Below are 22,450 nucleotides of genomic sequence, written 5' to 3'. Positions count from 1 at the left end.
TTGCAAAACAAATTTACTAAACCTCTGCTTTGTTTTTTTATGTTATTTAACTAGCAATTTGAATTAATTAGATAAACAAGGGGTTTTACGTTTTAATGTCTACCAACACTTTGATTTGGTATCGATCCAAAGTTTTTTTCCTGCCTTTTATTTCGCCACTTACGGTAATATAGGTAATCAAAATGGAATACTTGGGAGATTCAATTTTTTGTATAATTTTTCCTCCTGAATTGTCACTTTGGTCGAAAGCCGGATTTGCATTTACGAAATCAACGATTTTTAATGGAATCGTGTCCTGATTGATTTGCAAGTCCAATCCATAATCTTTTTTGGAAGAAAGGACAGAATAGTTCGTGTTGTTAATATTTATACATTCTTTGCACTCCAAATCATTATTGTTTCCAATTGAAAAAGACATATCGTATCCGTGAATGTTTTCTATGCTTTGTTGCTCATTTTTATATAAATTATAATAAAATTCATTGTCATTTTCTTCTCTTTCCCTTTTTCTGTAGCTGTCTCGATATTGAAATCCCAATGCCTTCATAATTTGTGATGAATCTGGATTTTTGTCCTTTTTAAGTAATGAGGTTAGTTTGTCTTTTGTGTAAGGAACTAGAATCTTGGCGGTATAATTCTTTTCCAAGAAGTCTACTATACTACTCAAATCTTGTTCTTGTTCGAAAGAAAGTTTTACTTTTTCGGTCTTTTGCATATAGGATTCAAATCGTGCAAGTTGGCTGTTTTTTGAAATGCTGTCCGCGCTTTGTGGCCCAACAATCGACAGTAATCCTGCTATGCACATACTGATGGGAATGAATTTTATTTTGGGTTGTTTTTGAATTATGAAGTACACCACCACGATGGTCAGCCAGATGGACAACAGTAAAACGTAATAGCGTTCGTGGGTAAAACCATAAAGATGGATTCGGTATAAAATAGCCCAAAACAAAAGCCCAAGCAACGGTACCAATAAATAATAAAACCAACGGTTAAAGGTTCGCATCCAAAGATTCCCTGTTTGCGTGGCTATTGGGAGCACCAACAAAAAAGAAAGAATGCCAAAAACGGCAAATGCCAAGACAAGATAAGAAACCCAGCCAACGGGCAACGAAAGAGTGATCAGGATTTTTGTTTCATAACAAATTAGAATAACCAAATAAAGACTGATCAGCGGCAATAGGACGTATTGGGTGAAGTTTTTTAGCCCATTTGGATAGCTTAATTTTAAGGAAAATTCCTTGTTGCCGATTTCTGGAACACCGTTTAAAAAGAAAATGGTGTTGAAAATTCCGGCAATGGTGAAAAACAAATAACCGTAAAATTTACCGTCAATTTCAACGCTAAACAGTTCCTTGATTGCCGTTATGGCTAATGTTAAACCTAAATAAAGTACAGCACTGTATAAACCGGCCGTTAAAATCCGAAGGAAAAGCTGCTTGTTGAATTCCCAAAACTCATCCTGATTGTACTTTTTGGGTATAAAACCGGCAAACGATACCAGTAAATGCAGCGAAATGGCAAATGTCAAAAATTGTTGCATTTCGACTTCAGTAATATCCTTTTTAAAACTAAAAACAAAAGCAATGGCAATACTTCCAAGAGCCAAACTGGTTAGAAAACGAATAATGGTGTTTTTTTTGGAAGCCTCAAAGAACAAACTAATCGAAAGAAACAAAACCAAGCACAACAAAGAGCTCATTATGGTTTTCATCAATAATTCTTTAGATTCCCTGTTTTCATCTTCAACAAGTAAAATGGCGCAAATAGTTCCACAAATTGCCGTTATTGTCTCTAATGGAAATCTCAAAATGGTTTTTTGGGTAGCATTTATGACGTTCTGCAAAGAAGGAAATTTAGACATGGTTTTCTAGATTATTTCCCACTAAGTAAATAAAAACTTGACATATAACCAAATAAAAAACCCTGACTAATTGTTTAGTCAGGGTTTTGCTTTGCGAACTTCGCATATAACTTTGTGTGCTTTACTTTGTCTGTTCGCTATCGCTCGAGTGCGGTTGTGTTTTTACAATCCAAAAGCAGCTTTCACTTGATCAACAAAATCTAGTTTTTCCCAAGTAAACAATTCCACGGTTACCGTTTTTTCAATTCCACCTGGAGCTTTGAAAGTTTTGGTAACGGTTTCTGGATTGCGTCCCATATGTCCGTAAGCGGCAGTTTCACTATAAATAGGATTTCTCAATTTCAAACGTTGTTCGATAAAGTAAGGACGCATATCGAAAATTTCTTCCACTTTTTTGGCGATTTCGCCATTGGTCAAATTCACTTTTGAAGTTCCATACGTGTCAACAAATATTCCCATTGGTTTTGCAACACCGATAGCATAAGAAACCTGGACCAAAATCTCGTCGGCAACTCCGGCGGCAACTAGGTTTTTGGCAATATGACGTGTTGCATAAGCAGCACTTCTGTCTACTTTACTTGGATCTTTTCCTGAGAAAGCACCACCGCCGTGAGCTCCTTTTCCACCGTAAGTGTCCACAATGATTTTTCTTCCCGTCAATCCAGTATCTCCGTGAGGTCCACCAATCACAAATTTCCCGGTTGGGTTGATGTGGTATTGGATTTGGTCATTGAAGAAATGGGCGTATTGAGGATATTTTGCTTTAATTCTTGGAATCAAAATAGAGATTAAATCACTTTTGATTTTTGCCAACATTTCAGCTTCTGGAGCGAAATCATCGTGTTGTGTCGAAATTACAATAGCATCAATTCGTTGTGGTTTGTTGTCGTCAGAATATTCTAAAGTTACTTGCGATTTGGCATCTGGACGCAAATAAGTGATTTCAGAGTTTTCTCTTCTAATATTGGCCAATTCAATCAATAAAGCGTGAGCAATATCCAAAGCCAATGGCATATAGTTTTCAGTTTCATTGGTGGCATAACCAAACATCATTCCTTGGTCACCAGCTCCTTGTTCTTCTTTGCTAGCTCTGTCCACACCTTGGTTAATGTCGGCAGATTGTTCGTGAATAGCCGAAAGAACACCACAAGAATTGGCTTCAAACATATATTCACTTTTGGTATAACCAATTTTTTTGATCACATCTCTTGCAATGGTTTGAACGTCTAAATAAGTTTCAGATTTCACTTCACCAGCCAAAATAACCTGTCCAGTTGTAACTAAAGTTTCACAAGCCACTTTCGACTCAGGGTCAAAAGCCAAGAAGTTATCGATTAATGCATCAGAAATTTGATCCGCCACTTTGTCTGGATGTCCTTCACTCACTGATTCTGACGTAAATAAATAAGCCATAATAATATATTTTTTATAATTAAGCGAGAAAAAAGAAGGATTGCTGGAAAATAGTACTAAAGGAGAGTCGCTGCTTTAGCATTTTTTTAACGAGGTTGCAATCAGTTCAAATTTTTCCTCTAATATTTCGGCTGCAAATGTATGAAACCAAATTGAATTCCAAATCATTATTTGCTTTTTTTTATGAGTCAACCATCGGTAATTTAGTAATATCTACTAAATCTATAGAATTTATAAAAATAAATTGAATTTTGTTTGGTCAGTGAGAAATCAGTTTATATATTTGTCCTATCAAATTAGTAGTGATTGATTTACAGAATCAAAAAACTTGAATTTGAAAAAAAGAAAGGCTGGGTTTCGTCTTGATTTTTATAAAACAAAAAATAATGGAAGCAAGAGCAAATAATAAAATGACATGTTGTGAGATGCTTATGTGTATCCCGGTCAGCTGTTGCCAAAAGCGAAAGATTTAATCTTTTTTATAGTTCACTATAAGTCCTTTTGGTAAGCCGTCCAAAAGGACTTTTTTTAAACCAATAATTAAATTTTAGCATTATGAAAACGATACATAGATTTTTGAAAGCAATCCAATCGACGACAAAATTCGATTCCAAAAACATAAAGATTGCCGCAGCCAAAAAAAGACAATTTTCAAAGAATTCCGATTCATTATTATTCCTAATCAATAACAACAAGGAAAACGAATTTCTTTTTATATAAAAGCAGAGTTTATAATAAATCTAAAAAATTAAAAATTATGAGCACACAGAAATTTGCAACCAACGCATTACACTCAGGACACGACATAACTAAAACTGCGGGAACAAGAGCAGTTCCAATTTACCAAACCAGTTCTTATGTTTTCAATAATTCCAAACATGCCGCCAATCTTTTTGGTCTTGCGGAAGCCGGTTTTATATACACTCGATTAAACAATCCTACAAATGATATTCTTGAACAACGTCTTGCTACTCTCGAAGGCGGAATTGGAGCGGTGGTTACCGCTTCAGGAACTGCGGCAATTGCCACTACTTTGTTGGTTTTGCTAAAAGCGGGCGACCATATTGTGGCTTCAAACAGTCTTTACGGAGGAACTTACAATTTATTGAAAGTAACTTTGCCAAGATTGGGAATCACCACCACATTTGTTGATTCTACTGACCCTGCAAATTTTAAAAATGCGGCCAAAGAAAATACCAGGGCTTTCTTTGTAGAAAGTTTGGGAAATCCAAAATTGGACGTATTGGATTTAAAAGGAATTTCGTCCGTGGCCAATTCTTTCAAAGTGCCTTTCATCGTTGACAATACGGTCGCTTCTCCTTATTTATTGAGACCAATCGACTACGGAGCCAATATCGTGATACATTCCTTGACCAAATATATTGCAGGAAACGGAACTTCTCTTGGTGGAGTTATTGTTGATGCCGGAAATTTTGATTGGACAAACGGGAAATTTCCTGAGTTCACGGAACCATCAGACAGTTACCACGGATTGGTTTATAATGAAGCCTTTGGAGATGCTGCTTTTATTGGCAAAGTTCGCATCGAAGGATTGCGTGATTTTGGTGCGGCTTTAAGTCCATTCAATTCGTTTCAAATTATTCAAGGTCTGGAAACGTTGCCCGTTCGAATTAAAAGACACAGCGAAAACGCCTTGGCATTGGCCCAGTGGCTGGAAAACAGGGAAGAAGTTGCTTGGGTCAATTATCCAGGATTGAAATCAAATAAATACTATGATCTTGCCCAAAGCTATTTGCCTGATGGACAAAGTGGCGTTGTGACTTTTGGTCTAAAAGCGGGATTTGAAGCTGCCAAAAGAGTAGCCGACGAGACCAAAATATTCTCGATTTTGGCCAATATTGGCGATACCAAATCGCTGATCATCCATCCGGCAAGTACCACACATCAGCAATTGACGGACAAGGAGCAATTGGAAACTGGAGTTTCCAAAGATTTAATCCGACTTTCGGTTGGTTTGGAAGACATCGAAGATTTAAAAGCTGATTTACAAGCAGTTTTTGAAAATATCAAGAATCTTAAAGCTGCATAAAAATGGGTTTAGTGAATTTTAAGGATAGCGTAAATCCAGTTTTGGATGCATCCAATGAAGAATTTAAAAAATGGATTGAGATTATGGAAAACCGATGTTGGGTAAATGACAACCTTTTCAGTTTGAACCCAATTTCATGGAATTTATAGAAGTATTGCAAGTAGCGGACGTCGCTTGATATTTAAAAATATATAAAAGTTTTTTTAGTTGTGTTTATTTAGTTAGTTGATAAGCTGTCTTCAATCCCATCTTGAAGACAGTTTTTCTAAAAACCGGTACATCTTTCTCAAACTTTTGAATTCCATTTTTTATAACCCCAAAATAATAAATTATGTCAGTGCTTAAAATAAATATAGTCCTTTTTGGAAAAGGAAATGTGGGAAAGGAATTTCTAAATCAAGTGATCGAAAACCAAAAAACCTTTCTCGAAAAAAGAAATATAGATATACAGTTTCCAATAATAGCAAATTCCAGGTTGGCTTACTTCGAAAAAGAGGGAGTTGACAAATTCTGGGAATCTAATTTTGCTCTAGCCGCCATTCCATATAAATTGGAAGATATCCTAGACTATGTTAAAATCCATAATTTGGAGAATCTCGTCGCCATTGACCTTACTGATAGCGAAGAATTGGTAAAAAATTACATTCCTCTTATTCAAAACGGGTTTAATATAGTGGCAGCCAATAAAAACGCCAACACTTCGTCTATTGAATTTTACAAAGAAGTACGAAGAAACCTGGATAGACATGGAAAGACATTTTTGTATGAAACTAACGTTGGCAGTGGATTTCCCGTGGTCCAAACGTTGAGGGACTTGTATTCTTCAGGCGAACAAATCACAAAAATTCGAGGCGTTTTTTCAGATTCATTTGGGAATGTTTTTAAACGATTTTCAACAGAAGAAAGCCTTTTTTTGAGTGTTTTGTCTGAAGCGGGAATTACAGGATCGAAAAAGTCTGATTCGATAGAAAATTTATACAAGAATGACGTGGCTAAAAAAACACTGATTTTGGCCAGGGAAATAGGCGCGAATTTGGAGTTTTCGGATGTCAATATTTTACCGCTTTTCTCTTCTGAATTGAAGGAATTCAATCCAAAGCAAGAATACGAATTCGACAAAAAAATGTTGGAATCCTATGGAATTTCCAAGATAGCCGACGAGGACAACCATATATTGCGTTATGTTGGGGAATTTTCGGTTTTAGAAAACAAACTGGAAGTTCAATTGGTTTCAGAATTACAGTCGTTTCCCATTGCACGCCTTGATGGCTCAGAAAAAAACTTTGAAATTTACACCAAATCCTATGGTAAAATCCCCATAGTTATCCAGGGTTCCGGCTCCGGAAAGGAAGTTTTGGCCAGAGGCGTTCTCACGGATGTTTTTAAAGTTGCCGAGAAATTGAGAATCAGGGAAAAAGTATTGGTGTAAACGAATAATGATAAAATCAAATGAAATTAAATTTCATGGCTTTGGCTATTCCTTTTTTTGTCTTTTTTATGCTTTTGGAATATTATGTCAGCAAAAAGAAGAACAAGGAAGTATATCATTTTAATGAAAGTATTGCCAATCTGAACGTGGGAATAGTGGAACGGATTTCGGATCTTTTGACGACTGGTTCCTTCTTCTTTGTTTTTGATTGGCTCTATAAAAACTATTCTTTGTTTAAAATTGAACCCTCGATTACATCCTGGGTTTTATTGTTTCTGGCAACCGATTTAATCTGGTATTGGTACCACCGTTTTGGGCACAAGATCAATCTTTTTTGGGCTGCACATGTTGTCCATCATCAAAGTGATGATTTTAATTATTCTGCGGCTGCCCGAATCACGGTTTTTCAGGCCATTGCCAGGGGAACTTTCTGGAGTGTTTTGCCCATCATTGGGTTTAACCCTGAAATGATTACCATTTTGTTGCTCATTCACGGAACTTATCCGTTTTTCACGCATACCCAATTAGTGGGAAATTTGGGCTGGCTGGAACATATTATTGTAACACCAACACATCATAAGTTACATCACAGCAGCAACCCGGAATATCTCGACAAAAACTACGGAGATATGTTGATTATTTGGGACAAAATCTTTGGAACTTATGTGGAAGAATCGGTAAAACCAGAATTTGGATTGACCGAATCCTTGGATAATTACAGCTTTTTGTGGCAACATTTCCATTATGTATTGGAGCTTGTCGTGTCTTACAGGTTGGCAAAAAACATAAAGGAAAAGCTGAAAGTGATTTTTGGCGGGCCAGAAGATATTGATCCCAGAATCCGAATACTTCTCGAAAAAAAGATGTTTAAAGAAAAATCAAGCGATGATTTGAGTGCCAATTTGGTCAATGCCATTAAATTCAAAACCGTGGAAACCGTGATTGTTTTGTTTTTCACGATATTGTTTTCGCATTATCTATTGCCGATACACTTGCTGTTTCTGACTTTGTTTATTGTCATAAGTTCCATAATCACGGGAGCGATGTTGGAACAAAAACGTTGGATTTTTCACCTAGAATACATCAGGTTTGTTATCGTTTGCTTGATTGTCAATACTTTTTTTGATTCTTTTTACAGTGTTAGTTTTGCCATAATCGTTTTAACGTTACTATTTTACAAGAATATTAACTATAAGTACCAGCAATTTTTGTTTTTGAACTAAAAGTTTGTCAATTGTTTAAAAAAAATTTGGTTTTCTAAATAATAGTTTAGATATTTGTCCAACAAAAGAAAAACAAAATGAAATTAAATGTTTGCAATATGTCGAAACACATTCAGGATAAATCCTGTGGGACGCTCGTTGCGTAATTTTAATTCTAAAATTATATAGCAAAAGCCTCCCACAAAACGGGAGGCTTTTTTTATAAAAATATTTTTAATCACAAACACTAAATACCATGAACAATTTAAAACAAAAACAGGTGAGCTTGAGCAATGTCAAATCGATGATTTGGTCAATGTCCGTGAAGTGTATTTGTGTCTGCTGATTCCGAAAGTATAAGTTATAACTCAACTTAAAACCCTTTTGGATACCTATCTAAAAGGGTTTTTGCTTTAGTGTTCAAACACAAAAACACACACATCGAATAGGGGCTGATAGACCAAAGTTGAATTTAGTAAATATTTATGATTCGTTAACCCAATCTTCACACAATTGAAAAAAAGGTTTACTAATTTTCGGCCTAAAATTTCGAGTAAGACCATTTAAAAAAAAGAATAAAAAGTAGAACATTTAAAATACATATAGCATGAAAACTCTAAAATACATATCAAACACATTTAGGTTTTTGAAAGGTCCAAATACTACCCCAAAAACCAACACAAATAATGGAGAAAACATTGAATTAACAAACAACAGATTTGGATTCAATTTGGAAAGAGCTCCTACTTCAAGAAAAGCAAAAAAATCTTTGTTGGCTTTATTGTATTCTGAAGAAAACAACACGCTTTTTATCTAATGGAAATTAGATTTAACAAAGCGATTTAAAACAGCAAGGAGAAGAGTCTTTTTATGGGCTCTGTCCGATGCTGTTTTAATTTTAAATAAAAAGCAGGCAGCGTAAAATTTGGTTGTTTGAAAAAATTGTGGTTAATTTGTGCCTTTAAGTTCAGAAACGTATTGAAATGTTATAAAGAAAGCTCGAGGGAATAGACCCGATGAAAGCTTAGCAACCCTTTGCAAACGAAGAAGGTGCTACATTCTATCCCATTAGGGAAAAGATAACAACAAGATTCTAGATCTCTTCTAGTTTTCTTTCTAATATTCCAAACGCAAATCAAAAATTACAAAAGATTTGAATATTGGAAAATAAACCAACATCTATTACATTACAAAATTTCACCACCGAAAGTGGCGCATTTTATGCATCCCTAAATTTGAGTTTTCATGTTTTTGGACCAGCTTTGAATACCGCTCCAATTGTTTTGGTAAATCATGCTTTGACGGGGAATTCACAAGTTATTGGGTCAAATGGCTGGTGGAATATTCTTATTGGTGAAAATAAAACTATCAATACCAATAAATATACTGTTTTGGCATTCAACGTTCCTGGAAATGGGTACGATGATGTGCTGATAGAAAATTACTTGGATTTTAATACAAGAGATGTAGCCAGGATTTTTTTAGAAGGAATTGAATTTTTAAAAATACAGCAATTATATGCCATTATTGGTGGCTCTGTTGGAGGTGGAATAGCTTGGGAAATGGTCGCTTTAGAACCGAAAATTACCCAACATTTAATCCCGATTGCCACCGATTGGAAATCGACCGATTGGCTGATAGCAAATTGTTATTTGCAGGAACAAATATTGAAAAATTCACGAAAACCAATTGAAGACGCCAGAATTCACGCGATGTTGTGTTACAGAACACCAGAATCGTTCAAAGCAAAATTTCAGCGAACAACAAACGAGGAACAAGCGATTTTCAACGTGGAAAGTTGGTTGAATCATCACGGTGCCAAATTGCAAAAGCGTTTTCAGCTTTCAGCTTATAAAATGATGAATCAGTTGCTCAAAACGATTGATATTACCAGAAACAATTCTTCATTTGAAGAAATTATTTCCAAAATTGAAGCCAATATTCACATTATTGGAATTGATTCCGACTTGTTTTTTACGGTAAATGAGAATAGAGAAACTTTCGAAGAATTAAAAAAACTGAATAAAAATGTTTCCTATGGAGAGATAAATTCGATTCACGGGCACGACGCATTTTTGATAGAATACAAACAATTAGATAATTTGCTTAAGGACATTTTTTAAGCATTATAGATACTGAACAGATGAAAATATTAAAATTTGGGGGTAAATCTTTATCCAATGGCAAAGGACTAAACAAAGTTATTTCGATAATCGAAAATAAAGTCAATCAAGGCGATAAAATAGCTGTTGTCGTTTCGGCACGTGGCAATGCGACTGACGAATTAGAAGAGATTTTAGGCGTTGCAGCTAAAAACAAAGATTACAAAACGCCATTGGAAAGTTTCAAAAAGGAACAAAATGGGGAATACAAAGACATTGATTTATCTGTGGAATTTGAAGTTTTGGACAAACTTTTTGAAGGTGTAAGCCTAATTGGCGATTACAGCAACAAAATTAAAGACCAAATTTTATCGCAGGGTGAATTGCTTTCGGCAAAATTGTTGACTGCTATTTTAAATAAAAAAGGAATAAAAGCTCATTTTACCGATTCAAGAGCGTTGATAAAAACGGATTCTAAATTTGGAGATGCTCAGCCATTGGAACAAGTTTCAAAGAAAAACGTTGTCAATTATTTCAAGCAAAACAGCGATACCGTAAATATTATCACAGGTTTTATTGGTTCCAATAACAATAACGACACCACGACTTTAGGAAGAAATGGCAGTAATTACACGGCTTCCCTGATTGCAAATTATCTTGAAGCAGAAGAACTTCAAAATTATACACACGTTGACGGAATTTATACAGCCAATCCGGAATTAGTTCCTGATGCCAAGAAAATTGATCGTTTGTCGTTTAACGAAGCCAATGAAATAGCCAATTTCGGAGCGACTATTTTACACGCCAAAACAATTATTCCTTTGTTGGAAAAAAATATTCCATTGCGAATTTTAAATACATTCAATGACGATAATCAAGGAACATTAATCACTTCAAAATCAAACAAAGAAGGAATTAAAACACTTTCAGTTTTGGAAAATGTGTCTTTGGTAAATCTGGAAGGAAGAGGATTATTAGGGAAAACTGGTGTTGATGCCCGTATTTTTAGAGTGATGGGGGACAATGATATTAGCGTTAGCATCATTTCTCAAGGTTCTTCAGAACGTGGAATTGGTCTTGTGGTTAATGCCAATGATGCTACAAAAGCCATGGTGGAATTGGAAAAAGAATTCGAAAATGATTTTTATTCCAAAGACGTCAATAAAATTTCGGTAACGGATAATGTTTCGGTGATTTCGATTATTGGCCAGGATTTGAGCACTTTTCACAAACCGTATACGGCCTTGATTAAAAACAAGATTGTACCGATTCTTTTCAATAATACGGTTACTGGAAAAAACGTGAGTTTGGTGGTTAAAAAAACTGAACTTCACAAAGCATTAAACGTAATTCACGGAGAGATTTTTGGAGTTTCCAAGAAAATCAATATTGCTATTTTCGGACACGGATTGGTTGGTGGAACTTTGATTAATCAAATTTTGGAATCGGCTCCGGCTATTGAAAAAAGAAAAGATATCAAACTGAATGTTTTTGCGATTGCAAATTCCAAGAATTTGCTTTTGAACAAAAACGGAGTTTCTCCAAATTGGAAAAATGAAATTCAGACAAACGGTTTCTCTTATACCATTGATGATGTTATAGCTTTCGCCAATGAAAATCACTTGGAGAATTTGATTGCCGTTGATAATACGGCAAGCGCAGCGTTTGTAGAAAATTATATTCCGTTGGCAGAAGGAAGTTTCGATTTGATTTCTTCCAATAAAGTGGCGAATACTTTGAGTTATAAGTTTTACAAAGACTTGCGAAAAGTATTGGCGGAAAATCAAAAAAATTATTTATACGAAACCAATGTTGGTGCAGGATTACCTTTGATTGACACGATTAAATTATTGCATCTTTCAGGGGAGAATATTACCAAAATAAAAGGAGTTTTCTCCGGGACTTTGAGTTATTTATTCAATAATTTCTCTGCCAAAGACGTTCCGTTCAGCGAAATTTTGAAAGAAGCCATCGATAACGGTTATACCGAACCGGATCCGAGAGAAGATTTATGCGGAAACGATGTTGGCAGAAAATTGTTAATTTTGGCGAGAGAATTGGATTTGCAAAATGAATTCGAAGAAATAAATATTCAAAACCTGATTCCGGAACATTTGCGTGAAGGCAGTGTTGCTGATTTCTTGAATAAATTAAAAGAATTCGATCCGATTTACAACAAAATAAAAGCGGAACAACAGCCAAATCACGTTTTGAGATACATCGGTGAATTGTCGGGGGATTTGCAAAACGACAAAGGAAATCTGGAAGTGAAATTAGTTTCCGTACCTTCAGATACTGCTTTGGGCGGGTTGAAAGGTTCTGATTCTTTCTTCGAAATTTACACAGAATCTTATGGCGACCGACCAATCGTAATTCAGGGAGCAGGAGCTGGATCGGCAGTAACTGCGAGAGGTGTTTTTGGTGATATTTTGAGGCTTTCTGAAAAAGGATAGTTTTTTGAGATTGCAGAATCAAGATTAAAAAAAAGTAAAAATCCGCGTTTGAAATCTGTTTCATCCGCGTTCCATAAATAAATAGTATTATGAAAATAACATTAGACAGAGTAAACGAAAACTTCCACTTTCAATTAAAAAACGAACGTGGACATATTGTAAATGTAGATGCGCGTCCTGATTTTGGAGGAAATGACATGGGACCAAGTCCAATGGAATTGGTATTGATGGGTGTTGCAGGTTGCAGTGGAATTGACATGATTTCGATCTTGAAAAAACAACGTCAGGAAATCACTTCTTTCAAAGCAGAAGTAGAGGGCGAGCGTGTGCAGGTTGGAGAAGCAAAACCATTCAAAGATATCCATGTGGTTTTTTCATTGGAAGGAAACATCAAAGAAGACAAAGCGGCTAAAGCGGCACAATTATCATTCGAAAAATATTGCTCGGTTTCTAAAACAGTGGAACCAACGGCAACGATACATTATAAAGTAGTTTTGAACGGGGTGGAATTAGCCAAAATCTAAAATCAACAACCACAAGCTATCAACCATAAATTAATTAAAATGAACGAACAAGAATTTGGTTTTGAAACCGAAGCGATACGCACCCATTTAGAAAGATCTCAATATCAGGAACATTCCACGCCTTTGTATTTGTCCTCCAGTTTTGTATTTGAGGATGCAGAAGACATGAGAGCTTCTTTTACGGAAGAGAAAGAACGTAATATTTATACTCGTTTTAGCAACCCGAATACTACAGAATTTGTGGAAAAGGTTTGTAAAATGGAAGGAGCCGAAGCAGGTTATGCTTTTGCCACCGGAATGGCGGCGATTTATTCCACTTTTGCGGCTTTGTTGAGTTCAGGAGATCATATCGTTTCTGCAGGAAGTGTTTTTGGTTCTACTCATGCATTGTTTATGACTTATTTCCCAAAGTGGAATATTGAAACATCTTATTTTGATATCAATCAGCCGGAAACGATAGAAAGCTTTATCAAACCGAATACAAAAATTTTGTACGCCGAAACGCCGACTAATCCTGGTGTTGACGTAATTGATTTAGAATTATTGGGAGCAATTGCCAAAAAGCACAATTTGATTTTGATAATCGACAACTGTTTTGCAACGCCATACATCCAGCAGCCAATTAAGCACGGAGCACATTTAGTAGTTCATTCGGCTACCAAATTGATGGACGGACAAGGACGTGTTTTGGGAGGAATTACTGTTGGAGATGCTGCATTGATTCGCCAGATTTATTTGTTTGCCAGAAATACGGGACCTGCTTTATCGCCGTTTAATGCTTGGGTATTGTCCAAAAGTTTGGAGACTTTGGTAATTCGCGTGGAAAGACATTGCGAAAATGCTTTGAAAGTGGCCGAGTTTTTAGAAAATCATCCGAACGTGAATAGCGTGAAATATCCGTTCTTGAAATCGCATCCAAAATATGAAATAGCCAAAAAACAAATGCTTTTGGGAGGCAACATTATTGCTTTTGAAATCAAGGGTGGTATTGAAGCTGGTCGAGCATTTTTGGATAAAATAAAATTATGTTCGCTTTCGGCCAACATTGGAGATGCCAAAACTATCGTGACGCATCCCGCTTCTACAACTCACAGCAAATTGTCTGTTGAGGAAAAATTGGCAGTAGGAATTACTGATGGTTTGGTGCGTGTTTCCGTAGGATTGGAAACCGTGAAAGATGTTATTGCTGATTTAGAGCAGGCGCTTTCTTAAAGATTTCAGATTGAAGATTAACGATTTTTGATTGCAGATTTAGTTCATACATCCACAATCGTTAATCTTCATTTTTTCAATCAAAAAATCTGATATCGTTAATCTACAATCATAAATCATAATGCTCTCAAAAAAAACAAAATACGGAATTAAAGCTTTGACCTTTTTGGCTCGCCGGGAAGACCAAACGCCTGTGCAGATTTCTGAAATAGCAAAAGCAGAACATATTTCGATCAAGTTTTTAGAAAGTATTTTATTACTCTTGCGTCATTCCGGTTTTTTGGGAGCCAAAAAAGGGAAAGGCGGTGGCTACTACCTTATCAAAGAGCCTAAAGACATCAATATGGCAAAAGTCTATCGTATTCTCGAAGGGCCAATCGCCTTGCTGCCTTGTGCAAGCCATAATTTTTATGAGCCTTGCGATGATTGTAATGATGAAACTATTTGTGCTGTTCGCAGGCTAATGATGGAAGTTCGGGACAATACCTTGATGATTTTGGAGAATAATACGCTCGCCGACATCGCATTTTAACAAACATTTTTCAGATTATTATTTCGTAATATAGAAATATGTATTACTTTTGCAAACTAACCTACTAAACCGATAGGGTAATAGATTTGCAGAACCAAAAGCATTAAAAAAAATATGGATACAGTTTTGAAAGAAAATAACGTTGATTTGAAATCAGGAGTGAGTTTAAAAGAAAGATTGTGGGTTATTATTCCCGTTGTTTTGTTGATAGGTTTATTGTCTACATTGGTGTTTAATCATTACGATGAATTTACTTGGGACGGATTTGTTGGTGGTTTTAATCAAGAGTTTTTGATCTTTTTTGCGATAGGCATCTTTGCGCAATTAGTGGATGGAACATTGGGAATGGGATACGGGGCGACATCTAGCTCTTTCTTGTTGGCTTATGGAATTCCGCCGGCAATAAGCAGTACGGGAGTGCACGTAGCCGAGATGTTTACCACTGGAGCTTCTGCTATTTCTCATCATAGATTTGGAAACATTAATAAAAAATTATTGAAAAACCTTTTGATTCCTGGAGTAATAGGTTCCGTTACAGGAGCTTATTTATTGGCGGATGTGATAGACGGTGATTTTATAAAGCCTTTTATTGCAATTTATATGATGGTCTTGGCAGTTGTCATTATTACAAAGGCATTACGTAGAAATATAACAAAAAAGAAGACAAAAAAACTAGGATTTCTGGCTACCTTTGGCGGCTTTATGGATTCTGTAGGCGGCGGTGGTTGGGGACCAATCGTTACTTCAACATTGTTGGGACGTGGAAGAAACCCTCGTTACACCATTGGTTCCGTGAATGCTGCCGAGTTTGCAGTGTCATTTGCAAGTGGTATTACCTTCATGATTTTTGGAGGAATTCAAGGTTGGCAAGTAATAATCGGATTGATTTTGGGAGGTGTGATTGCAGCGCCAATTGCGGCCTATTTGGTTAATAAAATTCAAAGAAAACCAATGATGATTTTTGTTGGAATATTGATTATCATATTGAGTTTAAGAACATTGGGTGTTTTTAAATATTTGGGAGGATTGTTATAAATGAATAGGCATAAAAAATAAAATAATGAGTGCGACAATTGTAAATACTTTATTAGAAAAAACAGCCGGTTTCTCCATTGAGGAAACTTTGGCTTTTTTGGCTAATGAATATAAAGACAAAGTAGTTTTTTCGACTTCTTTCGGACAGGAAGACCAAGTGATTACGGCTTTGATTGCAAAAAATGATTTGCCAATTACCATTTTTACATTGGATACAGGCAGATTGTTTCAGGAAACTTACGATGTTTTTCACAAGACAGTGAAAAAATATAAAAAGGAAATTAAAGTTTATTTTCCAGAAGCGGCTTCGGTAGAGAAATTACTTCAGGAGAAAGGACCAAACAGTTTTTATGAATCGGTTGAGAATAGAAAAGAATGTTGTTTTATTCGAAAAGTAGTACCGTTGACGAAAGCCTTGAAAGGAAATGCGGTTTGGATTACGGGGTTGAGAGCCGAACAATCGGAGAATAGACATAGTTTAGATTTGTTTGAATACGATGCTAATTTTGACATCATCAAATTCAATCCATTGTTGAAATGGACATTGGAAGAAGTTCAAAAATACATTGATGACAATAACGTGCCACAAAATGCTTTACACAAACAAGGATTTGTAAGTATTGGTTGTGCGCCTTGTACCAGGGCAATTGCTCCGGGCGAAGATATTAGAGCGGGGAGATGGTCTTGGGAATCCAGCCATAAAGAATGTGGTTTACACCAAAAATAAAGAGTTTAACGGTTTATTTGTTGAATCGATTGATGGCAAATAAATGAATAATTAAATACCAAAAGAATGATAAGTTCAGTTTTAAAAACAAATGCTTTAGAAAGCGAAGCGATTTACATATTCAGGGAAGTAATTTCTCAATTTGACAAGCCTGTGTTGCTTTTCTCTGGGGGAAAAGATTCCATTACATTGGTGCGTTTGGCGCAAAAAGCATTTTTTCCAGCCAAAATTCCTTTTCCATTGTTGCACGTGGACACAGGGCACAATTTTCCAGAAACTATCGAATTCAGGGACAGATTAGTTGCCGAATTAGGTTTGGAATTAATCGTTAGAAATGTACAAGATGCTATCGATTCAGGTAAAGTTGTTGAAGAATCAGGTAAATATTCAAGTAGAAACAGTTTGCAAACGACTACACTTTTAGATGCTATCGAAGAATTCAAATTTGATGCTTGTATTGGTGGTGCTCGTCGTGACGAGGAAAAAGCAAGAGCCAAAGAACGTATTTTCTCTGTTCGTGATGATTTCGGACAATGGGACGAGAAAAACCAACGCCCTGAATTATTTGATTTATTGAACGGAAAAATCGAAAATGGACAAAACGTTCGTGTTTTCCCAATTTCAAACTGGACAGAATTGGATGTTTGGAGTTATATCGAACAAGAACAAATCGAAATTCCATCAATTTACTTTTCACACAAACGTAAAGTATTCTTGAGAGACGGCATGATTTGGTCACATTCTCCTTTTGTTTACCAAGAAGAAGATGAGGTTATTGAGGAAAGAATTGTTCGTTTCAGAACAGTTGGAGACATGAGTTGTACGGCTGCGGTTGATTCGTATGCTGCAACAATTGCGGAAGTAGTTGGTGAAATCAGACAATCTACCATTTCAGAAAGAGGAGCCAGAATCGACGACAAACGTTCGGAAGCTGCAATGGAAAAAAGAAAACAACAAGGATACTTTTAGGAGATTGTATAACGTAAAAATTGTATAATGTAAAAACTGTATTTTGTGATTGAATTTACAAAGTACCTTAAACATGATACAATTTTACAAAAGTACAATATACATTATACAATAAATTACAATATACAATTTCAGAATATGGAAGTTTTAAAAATAGCAACAGCAGGAAGTGTAGATGACGGAAAAAGTACTTTAATCGGAAGATTATTGTACGATACCAAATCATTGACTACAGATAAAATTGAAGCAATAGAAAAAAGCAGCAAGCAAAAAGGATACGATTACTTGGATTTTTCTTTGGCAACTGATGGTTTGGTTGCGGAAAGAGAGCAGGGAATCACGATAGACGTTGCGCATATTTATTTTTCTACAGCGAAAAAAAGTTACATCATTGCCGATACTCCGGGTCACGTAGAATATACTCGTAACATGGTTACCGGAGCTTCTACTTCACAAGTGTCCATCATTTTGATCGATGCCCGTAAAGGAGTGATTGAGCAAACGTACCGTCACTTTTTCATCAATAATTTATTGAGGGTAAAAGACGTGATTGTTGCAGTAAACAAAATGGATTTGGTTGATTATTCGGAAGAAGTGTACAACAAAATCAAAGCCGATTTTCAAGCATTGAATGCAAAAAGCGCCTACAAAGAACAAAACGTAAGTTATATTCCTTTGAGTGCTTTGACAGGAGATAATGTGGTGGAATCATTGGGAAAAATGCCTTGGTATACAGGACAAACCATCCTTCAGCATTTGGAAGCTTTAGAGTCAAAAGATGTTTACGATAATGGACAGGCTCGTTTTCCGGTTCAAACTGTAATTCGTCCAAAAACGGAAGAATACCACGACTTTAGAGGATATGCCGGAAAATTATACGGAAACAATATCAAAGTTGGAGATGCGGTAACGGTTCTTCCTTCTTTGACAGAATCGAAAGTGACCAACATCCACTTTTTTGACCAACAATTTGACGAGGCGAGCGTTGGTTCTTCAATCACTATCGAATTGGCTAATGATATTAACGTGACTAGAGGCGACATGATTGTAAAATCAAATGAGCTTCCTAAAGTAGAAAAAGACATCACGACAACGGTTTGTTGGATGGACAGCAAGAAATTGGTAGCTGGTGCAAAATATTTTGTGCAACACAACACCAATAGAGTTTTGGCAAAAATTGACAGCGTGAAAAACGTGATTGCCACAGATTATTCAGGAGTTACTCCAGCAACGCAATTATCTATTAACGAAATTGGAGAAGTAACCATTAAATTGAGCAAAGCCATTTATTTTGATGCTTATACTGACAACAAATCAAATGGAGCTTTTATCTTGATTGACGCCGCAACCAACACAACTGCAGGAGTTGGATTTATAAAATAGTTGATGGTTCGCTGCCAACTAATAATCATTAAACCAACAACCATAAACTAAAAACTAAAAAAAGATGCAAAGTTTTAGAGACGAAATAGAAAATCCGATTGTCCAAAAAGAGATTATCGATTTAGAGAAAAAGATTTATTCTTTCCGTAACGGACAAATTGACGACGAGCGTTTTCGCAGTCTTCGTTTGGCACGCGGTATTTACGGTCAACGTCAGGAAGGCGTACAAATGATTCGTATTAAATTGCCTTATGGAAAAGTATCTAGTGAGCAATTGAAGAGAATCACTGAAGTATCAGACAAATATTCTACAGGACGTTTGCACATCACGACACGTCAAGATATCCAAATTCACTATGTAAGTTTGGACAGAACACCTGAACTTTGGGCAGATTTGGCCAAAGACGATATCACTTTGAGAGAAGCTTGTGGAAACACGGTGCGTAATATCACGGGAAGTGAATTGGCTGGTGTAGATGTAGACGAACCATTCGATATAACTCCTTATGCACACGGGTTGTTCCAATATTTATTGCGTAACCCAATTTGTCAAGAAATGGGACGTAAGTTCAAAATATCATTCTCGTCTTCCGAGAAAGATTCTGCCTTGAGTTACTTGCATGATTTAGGATTCATTCCAAAAATTGTAAATGGCGAAAAAGGTTTCAAAATCATGTTGGGTGGAGGTTTAGGTTCTCAACCAAGCCACGCCGAATTGTTGTCGGAATTTGTGCCGGTAAATCAAATTATCCCGACTGCCGAAGGGGTAATCAGGGTTTTTGACCGTCACGGTGAAAGAGCAAAACGTTTGAAAGCACGTTTGAAATTCTTGATCAAAGATTTGGGTCGTGACGAGTTTTTGCGCTTGGTTGACGAAGAGAAAAAAGCGTTGCCTTTTCATTCTTACGAAATAGAAACTGCCGCTTTTGAAGGTCCAATCACGGAACCTTTGTTGGCAGTGCCATCAGTGACAATCGATGATGTTGAAGCTTTTGAAGCTTGGAAAAAATCGAATGTGATTGCACAAAAACAAGCTGGATATGTTGCTATCGGTATCAAAGTTTCTTTGGGAGATTTTTATACGGACAAAGCAAGAGTATTGGCTGATTTGATTAAAAATTATGGTGCCAATGAATTGCGTTTTTCATTAAGACAAAATATCGTTATCCGAAATATTAAAGAAGAAAATCTGGCATTTTTCTACCAAGAGTTGGCCAAATTGGATTTTGTGACTTTAGGATACAATACCATAGGTGACGTTACGGCTTGCCCAGGAACAGATACTTGTAATTTGGGTATAGCAAGCAGTACAGGAATTGCCACGGAACTGGAAAGAGTTTTGGCAACCGAATATCCACAATATGCCGACAACACGGGAATTTCCATAAAAATAAGTGGTTGCATGAATGCCTGTGGGCAACACAATATGTCTGAAATTGGTTTTCAGGGAATGTCAATCAATTCAGGAAAATTGGTAGCGCCAGCACTTCAAGTATTGTTGGGTGGTGGAATATTGGGTGACGGAAAAGGAAGATTTTCTGATAAAGTAATTAAAATTCCAAGTCGTAGAGGACCTGATGCTTTGCGTTATATCTTGAATGATTTCGAGGCTAATGCCAATGGACAATCGTTCTTGAACTATTATGATGCCAAAGGAGAGAAATATTTCTATGATTTCTTGTTGCCACTTTCTGATGTGACAAACTTGACCGAAGAAGACTTCGTGGATTGGGGAAATGCCGACAATTACGTGAAAGCGGTTGGAGTTGGAGAATGTGCGGGTGTGGTTATTGACTTGGTGGCTACTTTATTGTTTGAAGCCAAAGACAAATTGACTTTTTCACACGAAGCTCTACAAGAGGGAAAATGGTCTGATTCTATTTACTTGACCTATGCAGGATTTGTAAATGGAGCCAAAGCTTTATTGCTTGCCGAAGGACAAAAAACAAATACTCACGCAGGAATCATCGATTTATTCGACACGGTTTTTGTGGAAACGAATAAAATTGAGTTAAGTTCTTCTTTCAAAGATTTGGTTTACCAAATCAACAAAAAAGAGCCTTCTGAAGCTTTCGCTAAAGCATACATTCAAGAAGGTGTTGCCTTTTTTGAAAATATTGAAAACTATAGAGCAAAAGATTTAGCCAATGCATAATTCAATAAAACCAAAAGTAACTTTAGTAGGTGCTGGTCCTGGAGATCCAGATTTACTTACCCTGAAAGGGGTAAAAGCACTTGCTGAAGCGAACGTGGTTTTATATGATGCTTTGGCCAATGAGGAAATACTGGATTACGCCCCGAAAAAATCCCTGAAAATATTTGTGGGTAAAAGAAAAGGCTGTCACGCCTATTCCCAAGACCAAATCAATCAGCTGATTGTGGACAACGCATTCACTTATGGGAATTTGGTAAGATTAAAAGGAGGTGATTCTTTTATTTTTGGTCGTGGAAGCGAAGAAATAGAATTCGTTGAAAGTTTTGGAATTCCAACATTTGTGGTTCCCGGGATTTCTTCTTCCATGGCAGTTCCAGCAAACCAAGGAATTTCTTTGACCAAAAGAGGTGTTTCCGAAAGTTTTTGGGTCATCACGGGAACAACTTCCGACAGGAATTTGTCCAAAGATGTAGCCTTGGCAGCACAATCATCGGCAACGGTCGTGATTCTGATGGGAATGAGCAAATTGGAACAGATAGTGTCGCTTTTTCAAAAAGAATCCAAAGGAGAAACTCCGGTTGCGATTATTCAAAACGGCACAATGCCAAACGAAAAAATAGGCATTGGAACCATAGATTCTATTTTGAACGTGGTTAAGGAAAACAATTTAAGTTCGCCAGCCATTATCGTGATAGGGGAAGTTGTTAGAGAAAGAAACAAGTTGAAAGGATTTTACCAAGAATTGGCATTCAATAAAGTTTGCGCAAGAGAATAATGGAGAAAAACGAATTATATCCAGTTTTTTTAAAACTACACCAAATCAATGTGCTCATTGTGGGTGGTGGAAACGTGGGCTTGGAAAAACTAAGTTTTATGTTGAAATCCAGTCCCAATGCCAATGTTGAGGTAGTGGCAACAAAGTTCTTGCCCGAATTGGAAGCATTGGTCGAGAAACACCCTTCGGTAAAATTGACCCAAGCGAAGTTCAAGAAAAAAATGTTGAAAAAACGGCACATGGTCATCGCTTGCACCGATGATTTGGAAATCAATAAAAGGGTTTATGACCTGTCTCGAAAAAGATACTTGATTTGCAACATCGCCGACACGCCGCCATTGTGTGATTATTATTTGGGTGGAATCGTGACCAAAGGAAACGTGAAAATTGCCATTTCAACCAATGGAAAATCGCCAACAACAGCCAAACGATTAAGAGAGTTTTTCGAAGAAGTAATTCCGGAGGATGTCAATAAAATGGTCGAAAACCTGAATGAATACCGAAAAACGCTGAAAGGAAATTTCGAAGAAAAAGTACAACGCATGAACGAGATTACCGAAGCGTTGAAGAACAAAGAATAAACAGAATACAATATATAAACCAAAATCAACGAATCCAACTCAAT

The 22,450-nt window shown here is 36.4% G+C and carries 20 protein-coding genes and 1 riboswitch; of the genes, 18 read left to right on the top strand and 2 right to left on the bottom strand.

The annotated features are described in order from the left end of the window. Positions 1–85: 85 nt before the first annotated feature. Positions 86–1,864 carry a DUF4153 domain-containing protein gene (locus tag BUC16_RS00305; RefSeq protein ID WP_073367071.1) on the bottom strand — a complete coding sequence of 593 codons (1,779 nt, stop codon included), beginning with the start codon at positions 1,862–1,864 and terminating at the stop codon, positions 86–88. 162 nt (positions 1,865–2,026) lie between these two features. Then, on the bottom strand, positions 2,027–3,277 hold the full coding sequence (metK, locus tag BUC16_RS00300) for a methionine adenosyltransferase (RefSeq protein ID WP_073367070.1): 1,251 nt from the start codon (positions 3,275–3,277) through the stop codon (positions 2,027–2,029). Between the two features lie 555 nt (positions 3,278–3,832). Here metK and BUC16_RS17680 point away from each other — a divergent pair. The 18 genes from BUC16_RS17680 (at position 3,833) to BUC16_RS00220 (ending at position 22,406) form a co-directional block, all read left to right on the top strand. After that, positions 3,833–3,997, top strand: coding sequence for a hypothetical protein (locus BUC16_RS17680; protein ID WP_170860842.1), 165 nt, complete (start codon positions 3,833–3,835; stop codon positions 3,995–3,997). Between the two features lie 37 nt (positions 3,998–4,034). Continuing rightward, on the top strand, positions 4,035–5,327 hold the full coding sequence (locus BUC16_RS00295; RefSeq protein ID WP_073367068.1) for an O-acetylhomoserine aminocarboxypropyltransferase/cysteine synthase family protein: 1,293 nt from the start codon (positions 4,035–4,037) through the stop codon (positions 5,325–5,327). Between the two features lie 2 nt (positions 5,328–5,329). Next, positions 5,330–5,476, top strand: a complete 147-nt coding sequence (locus BUC16_RS17675) for a hypothetical protein (RefSeq protein ID WP_170860841.1) — start codon at positions 5,330–5,332, stop codon at positions 5,474–5,476. 182 nt (positions 5,477–5,658) lie between these two features. Next, the gene (locus BUC16_RS00290; RefSeq protein WP_073367067.1) at positions 5,659–6,756 is read left to right on the top strand and encodes a homoserine dehydrogenase family protein; all 1,098 of its coding nucleotides are present in this window, start codon (positions 5,659–5,661) and stop codon (positions 6,754–6,756) included. Positions 6,757–6,776: 20 nt separating this feature from the next. After that, a complete protein-coding gene (locus BUC16_RS00285; protein ID WP_073367065.1) occupies positions 6,777–7,979 on the top strand; it encodes a sterol desaturase family protein in 1,203 nt (400 codons plus the stop codon). 586 nt (positions 7,980–8,565) lie between these two features. Beyond that, positions 8,566–8,775: a hypothetical protein gene (locus tag BUC16_RS00280; protein ID WP_073367063.1), complete on the top strand. Its 210-nt coding sequence runs from the start codon at positions 8,566–8,568 to the stop codon at positions 8,773–8,775. A 166-nt stretch (positions 8,776–8,941) separates the two neighbouring features. Then, positions 8,942–9,044: riboswitch (SAM riboswitch) on the top strand. 74 nt (positions 9,045–9,118) lie between these two features. Continuing rightward, entirely contained in the window at positions 9,119–10,081 is a 963-nt protein-coding gene (locus tag BUC16_RS00275) for an alpha/beta fold hydrolase (protein WP_073367062.1), read from the top strand. A 20-nt stretch (positions 10,082–10,101) separates the two neighbouring features. Beyond that, positions 10,102–12,513, top strand: a complete 2,412-nt coding sequence (thrA, locus tag BUC16_RS00270; RefSeq protein ID WP_073367060.1) for a bifunctional aspartate kinase/homoserine dehydrogenase I — start codon at positions 10,102–10,104, stop codon at positions 12,511–12,513. A gap of 89 nt (positions 12,514–12,602) precedes the next feature. Next, positions 12,603–13,037 (top strand): OsmC family protein, encoded by a 435-nt coding sequence (locus BUC16_RS00265; protein WP_073367059.1) that lies wholly within the window; start codon positions 12,603–12,605, stop codon positions 13,035–13,037. A 39-nt stretch (positions 13,038–13,076) separates the two neighbouring features. Further along, entirely contained in the window at positions 13,077–14,249 is a 1,173-nt protein-coding gene (locus BUC16_RS00260) for a trans-sulfuration enzyme family protein (protein ID WP_073367057.1), read from the top strand. Between the two features lie 121 nt (positions 14,250–14,370). Further along, a complete protein-coding gene (locus BUC16_RS00255) occupies positions 14,371–14,781 on the top strand; it encodes an RrF2 family transcriptional regulator (RefSeq protein ID WP_073367056.1) in 411 nt (136 codons plus the stop codon). Positions 14,782–14,895: 114 nt separating this feature from the next. Further along, a complete protein-coding gene (locus BUC16_RS00250; protein WP_073367054.1) occupies positions 14,896–15,816 on the top strand; it encodes a sulfite exporter TauE/SafE family protein in 921 nt (306 codons plus the stop codon). 25 nt (positions 15,817–15,841) lie between these two features. Then, positions 15,842–16,543, top strand: a complete 702-nt coding sequence (locus BUC16_RS00245) for a phosphoadenylyl-sulfate reductase (RefSeq protein WP_073367053.1) — start codon at positions 15,842–15,844, stop codon at positions 16,541–16,543. Positions 16,544–16,612: 69 nt separating this feature from the next. After that, a complete protein-coding gene (gene cysD / locus BUC16_RS00240) occupies positions 16,613–17,512 on the top strand; it encodes a sulfate adenylyltransferase subunit CysD (protein WP_073368595.1) in 900 nt (299 codons plus the stop codon). 138 nt (positions 17,513–17,650) lie between these two features. Beyond that, entirely contained in the window at positions 17,651–18,895 is a 1,245-nt protein-coding gene (locus BUC16_RS00235) for a sulfate adenylyltransferase subunit 1 (RefSeq protein WP_073367051.1), read from the top strand. Between the two features lie 64 nt (positions 18,896–18,959). Further along, complete coding sequence (locus tag BUC16_RS00230; protein WP_073367049.1) at positions 18,960–21,050, top strand: ferredoxin-like domain-containing protein; 2,091 nt, start codon at positions 18,960–18,962, stop codon at positions 21,048–21,050. Next, positions 21,043–21,825 (top strand): uroporphyrinogen-III C-methyltransferase, encoded by a 783-nt coding sequence (cobA, locus tag BUC16_RS00225; protein ID WP_073367048.1) that lies wholly within the window; start codon positions 21,043–21,045, stop codon positions 21,823–21,825. The genes BUC16_RS00230 and cobA overlap by 8 nt, the downstream gene beginning before the upstream one ends. Continuing rightward, on the top strand, positions 21,825–22,406 hold the full coding sequence (locus tag BUC16_RS00220) for a precorrin-2 dehydrogenase/sirohydrochlorin ferrochelatase family protein (RefSeq protein WP_073367046.1): 582 nt from the start codon (positions 21,825–21,827) through the stop codon (positions 22,404–22,406). The genes cobA and BUC16_RS00220 overlap by 1 nt, the downstream gene beginning before the upstream one ends. Positions 22,407–22,450: the final 44 nt, after the last annotated feature.

This window comes from Flavobacterium fluvii (genome assembly GCF_900129545.1).
In the GTDB taxonomy this organism is placed as follows: Bacteria; Bacteroidota; Bacteroidia; order Flavobacteriales; family Flavobacteriaceae; genus Flavobacterium; species Flavobacterium fluvii.
Note: the sequence above shows the minus strand (reverse complement) of the source record. Positions and strands in the feature narration are given on the sequence as shown.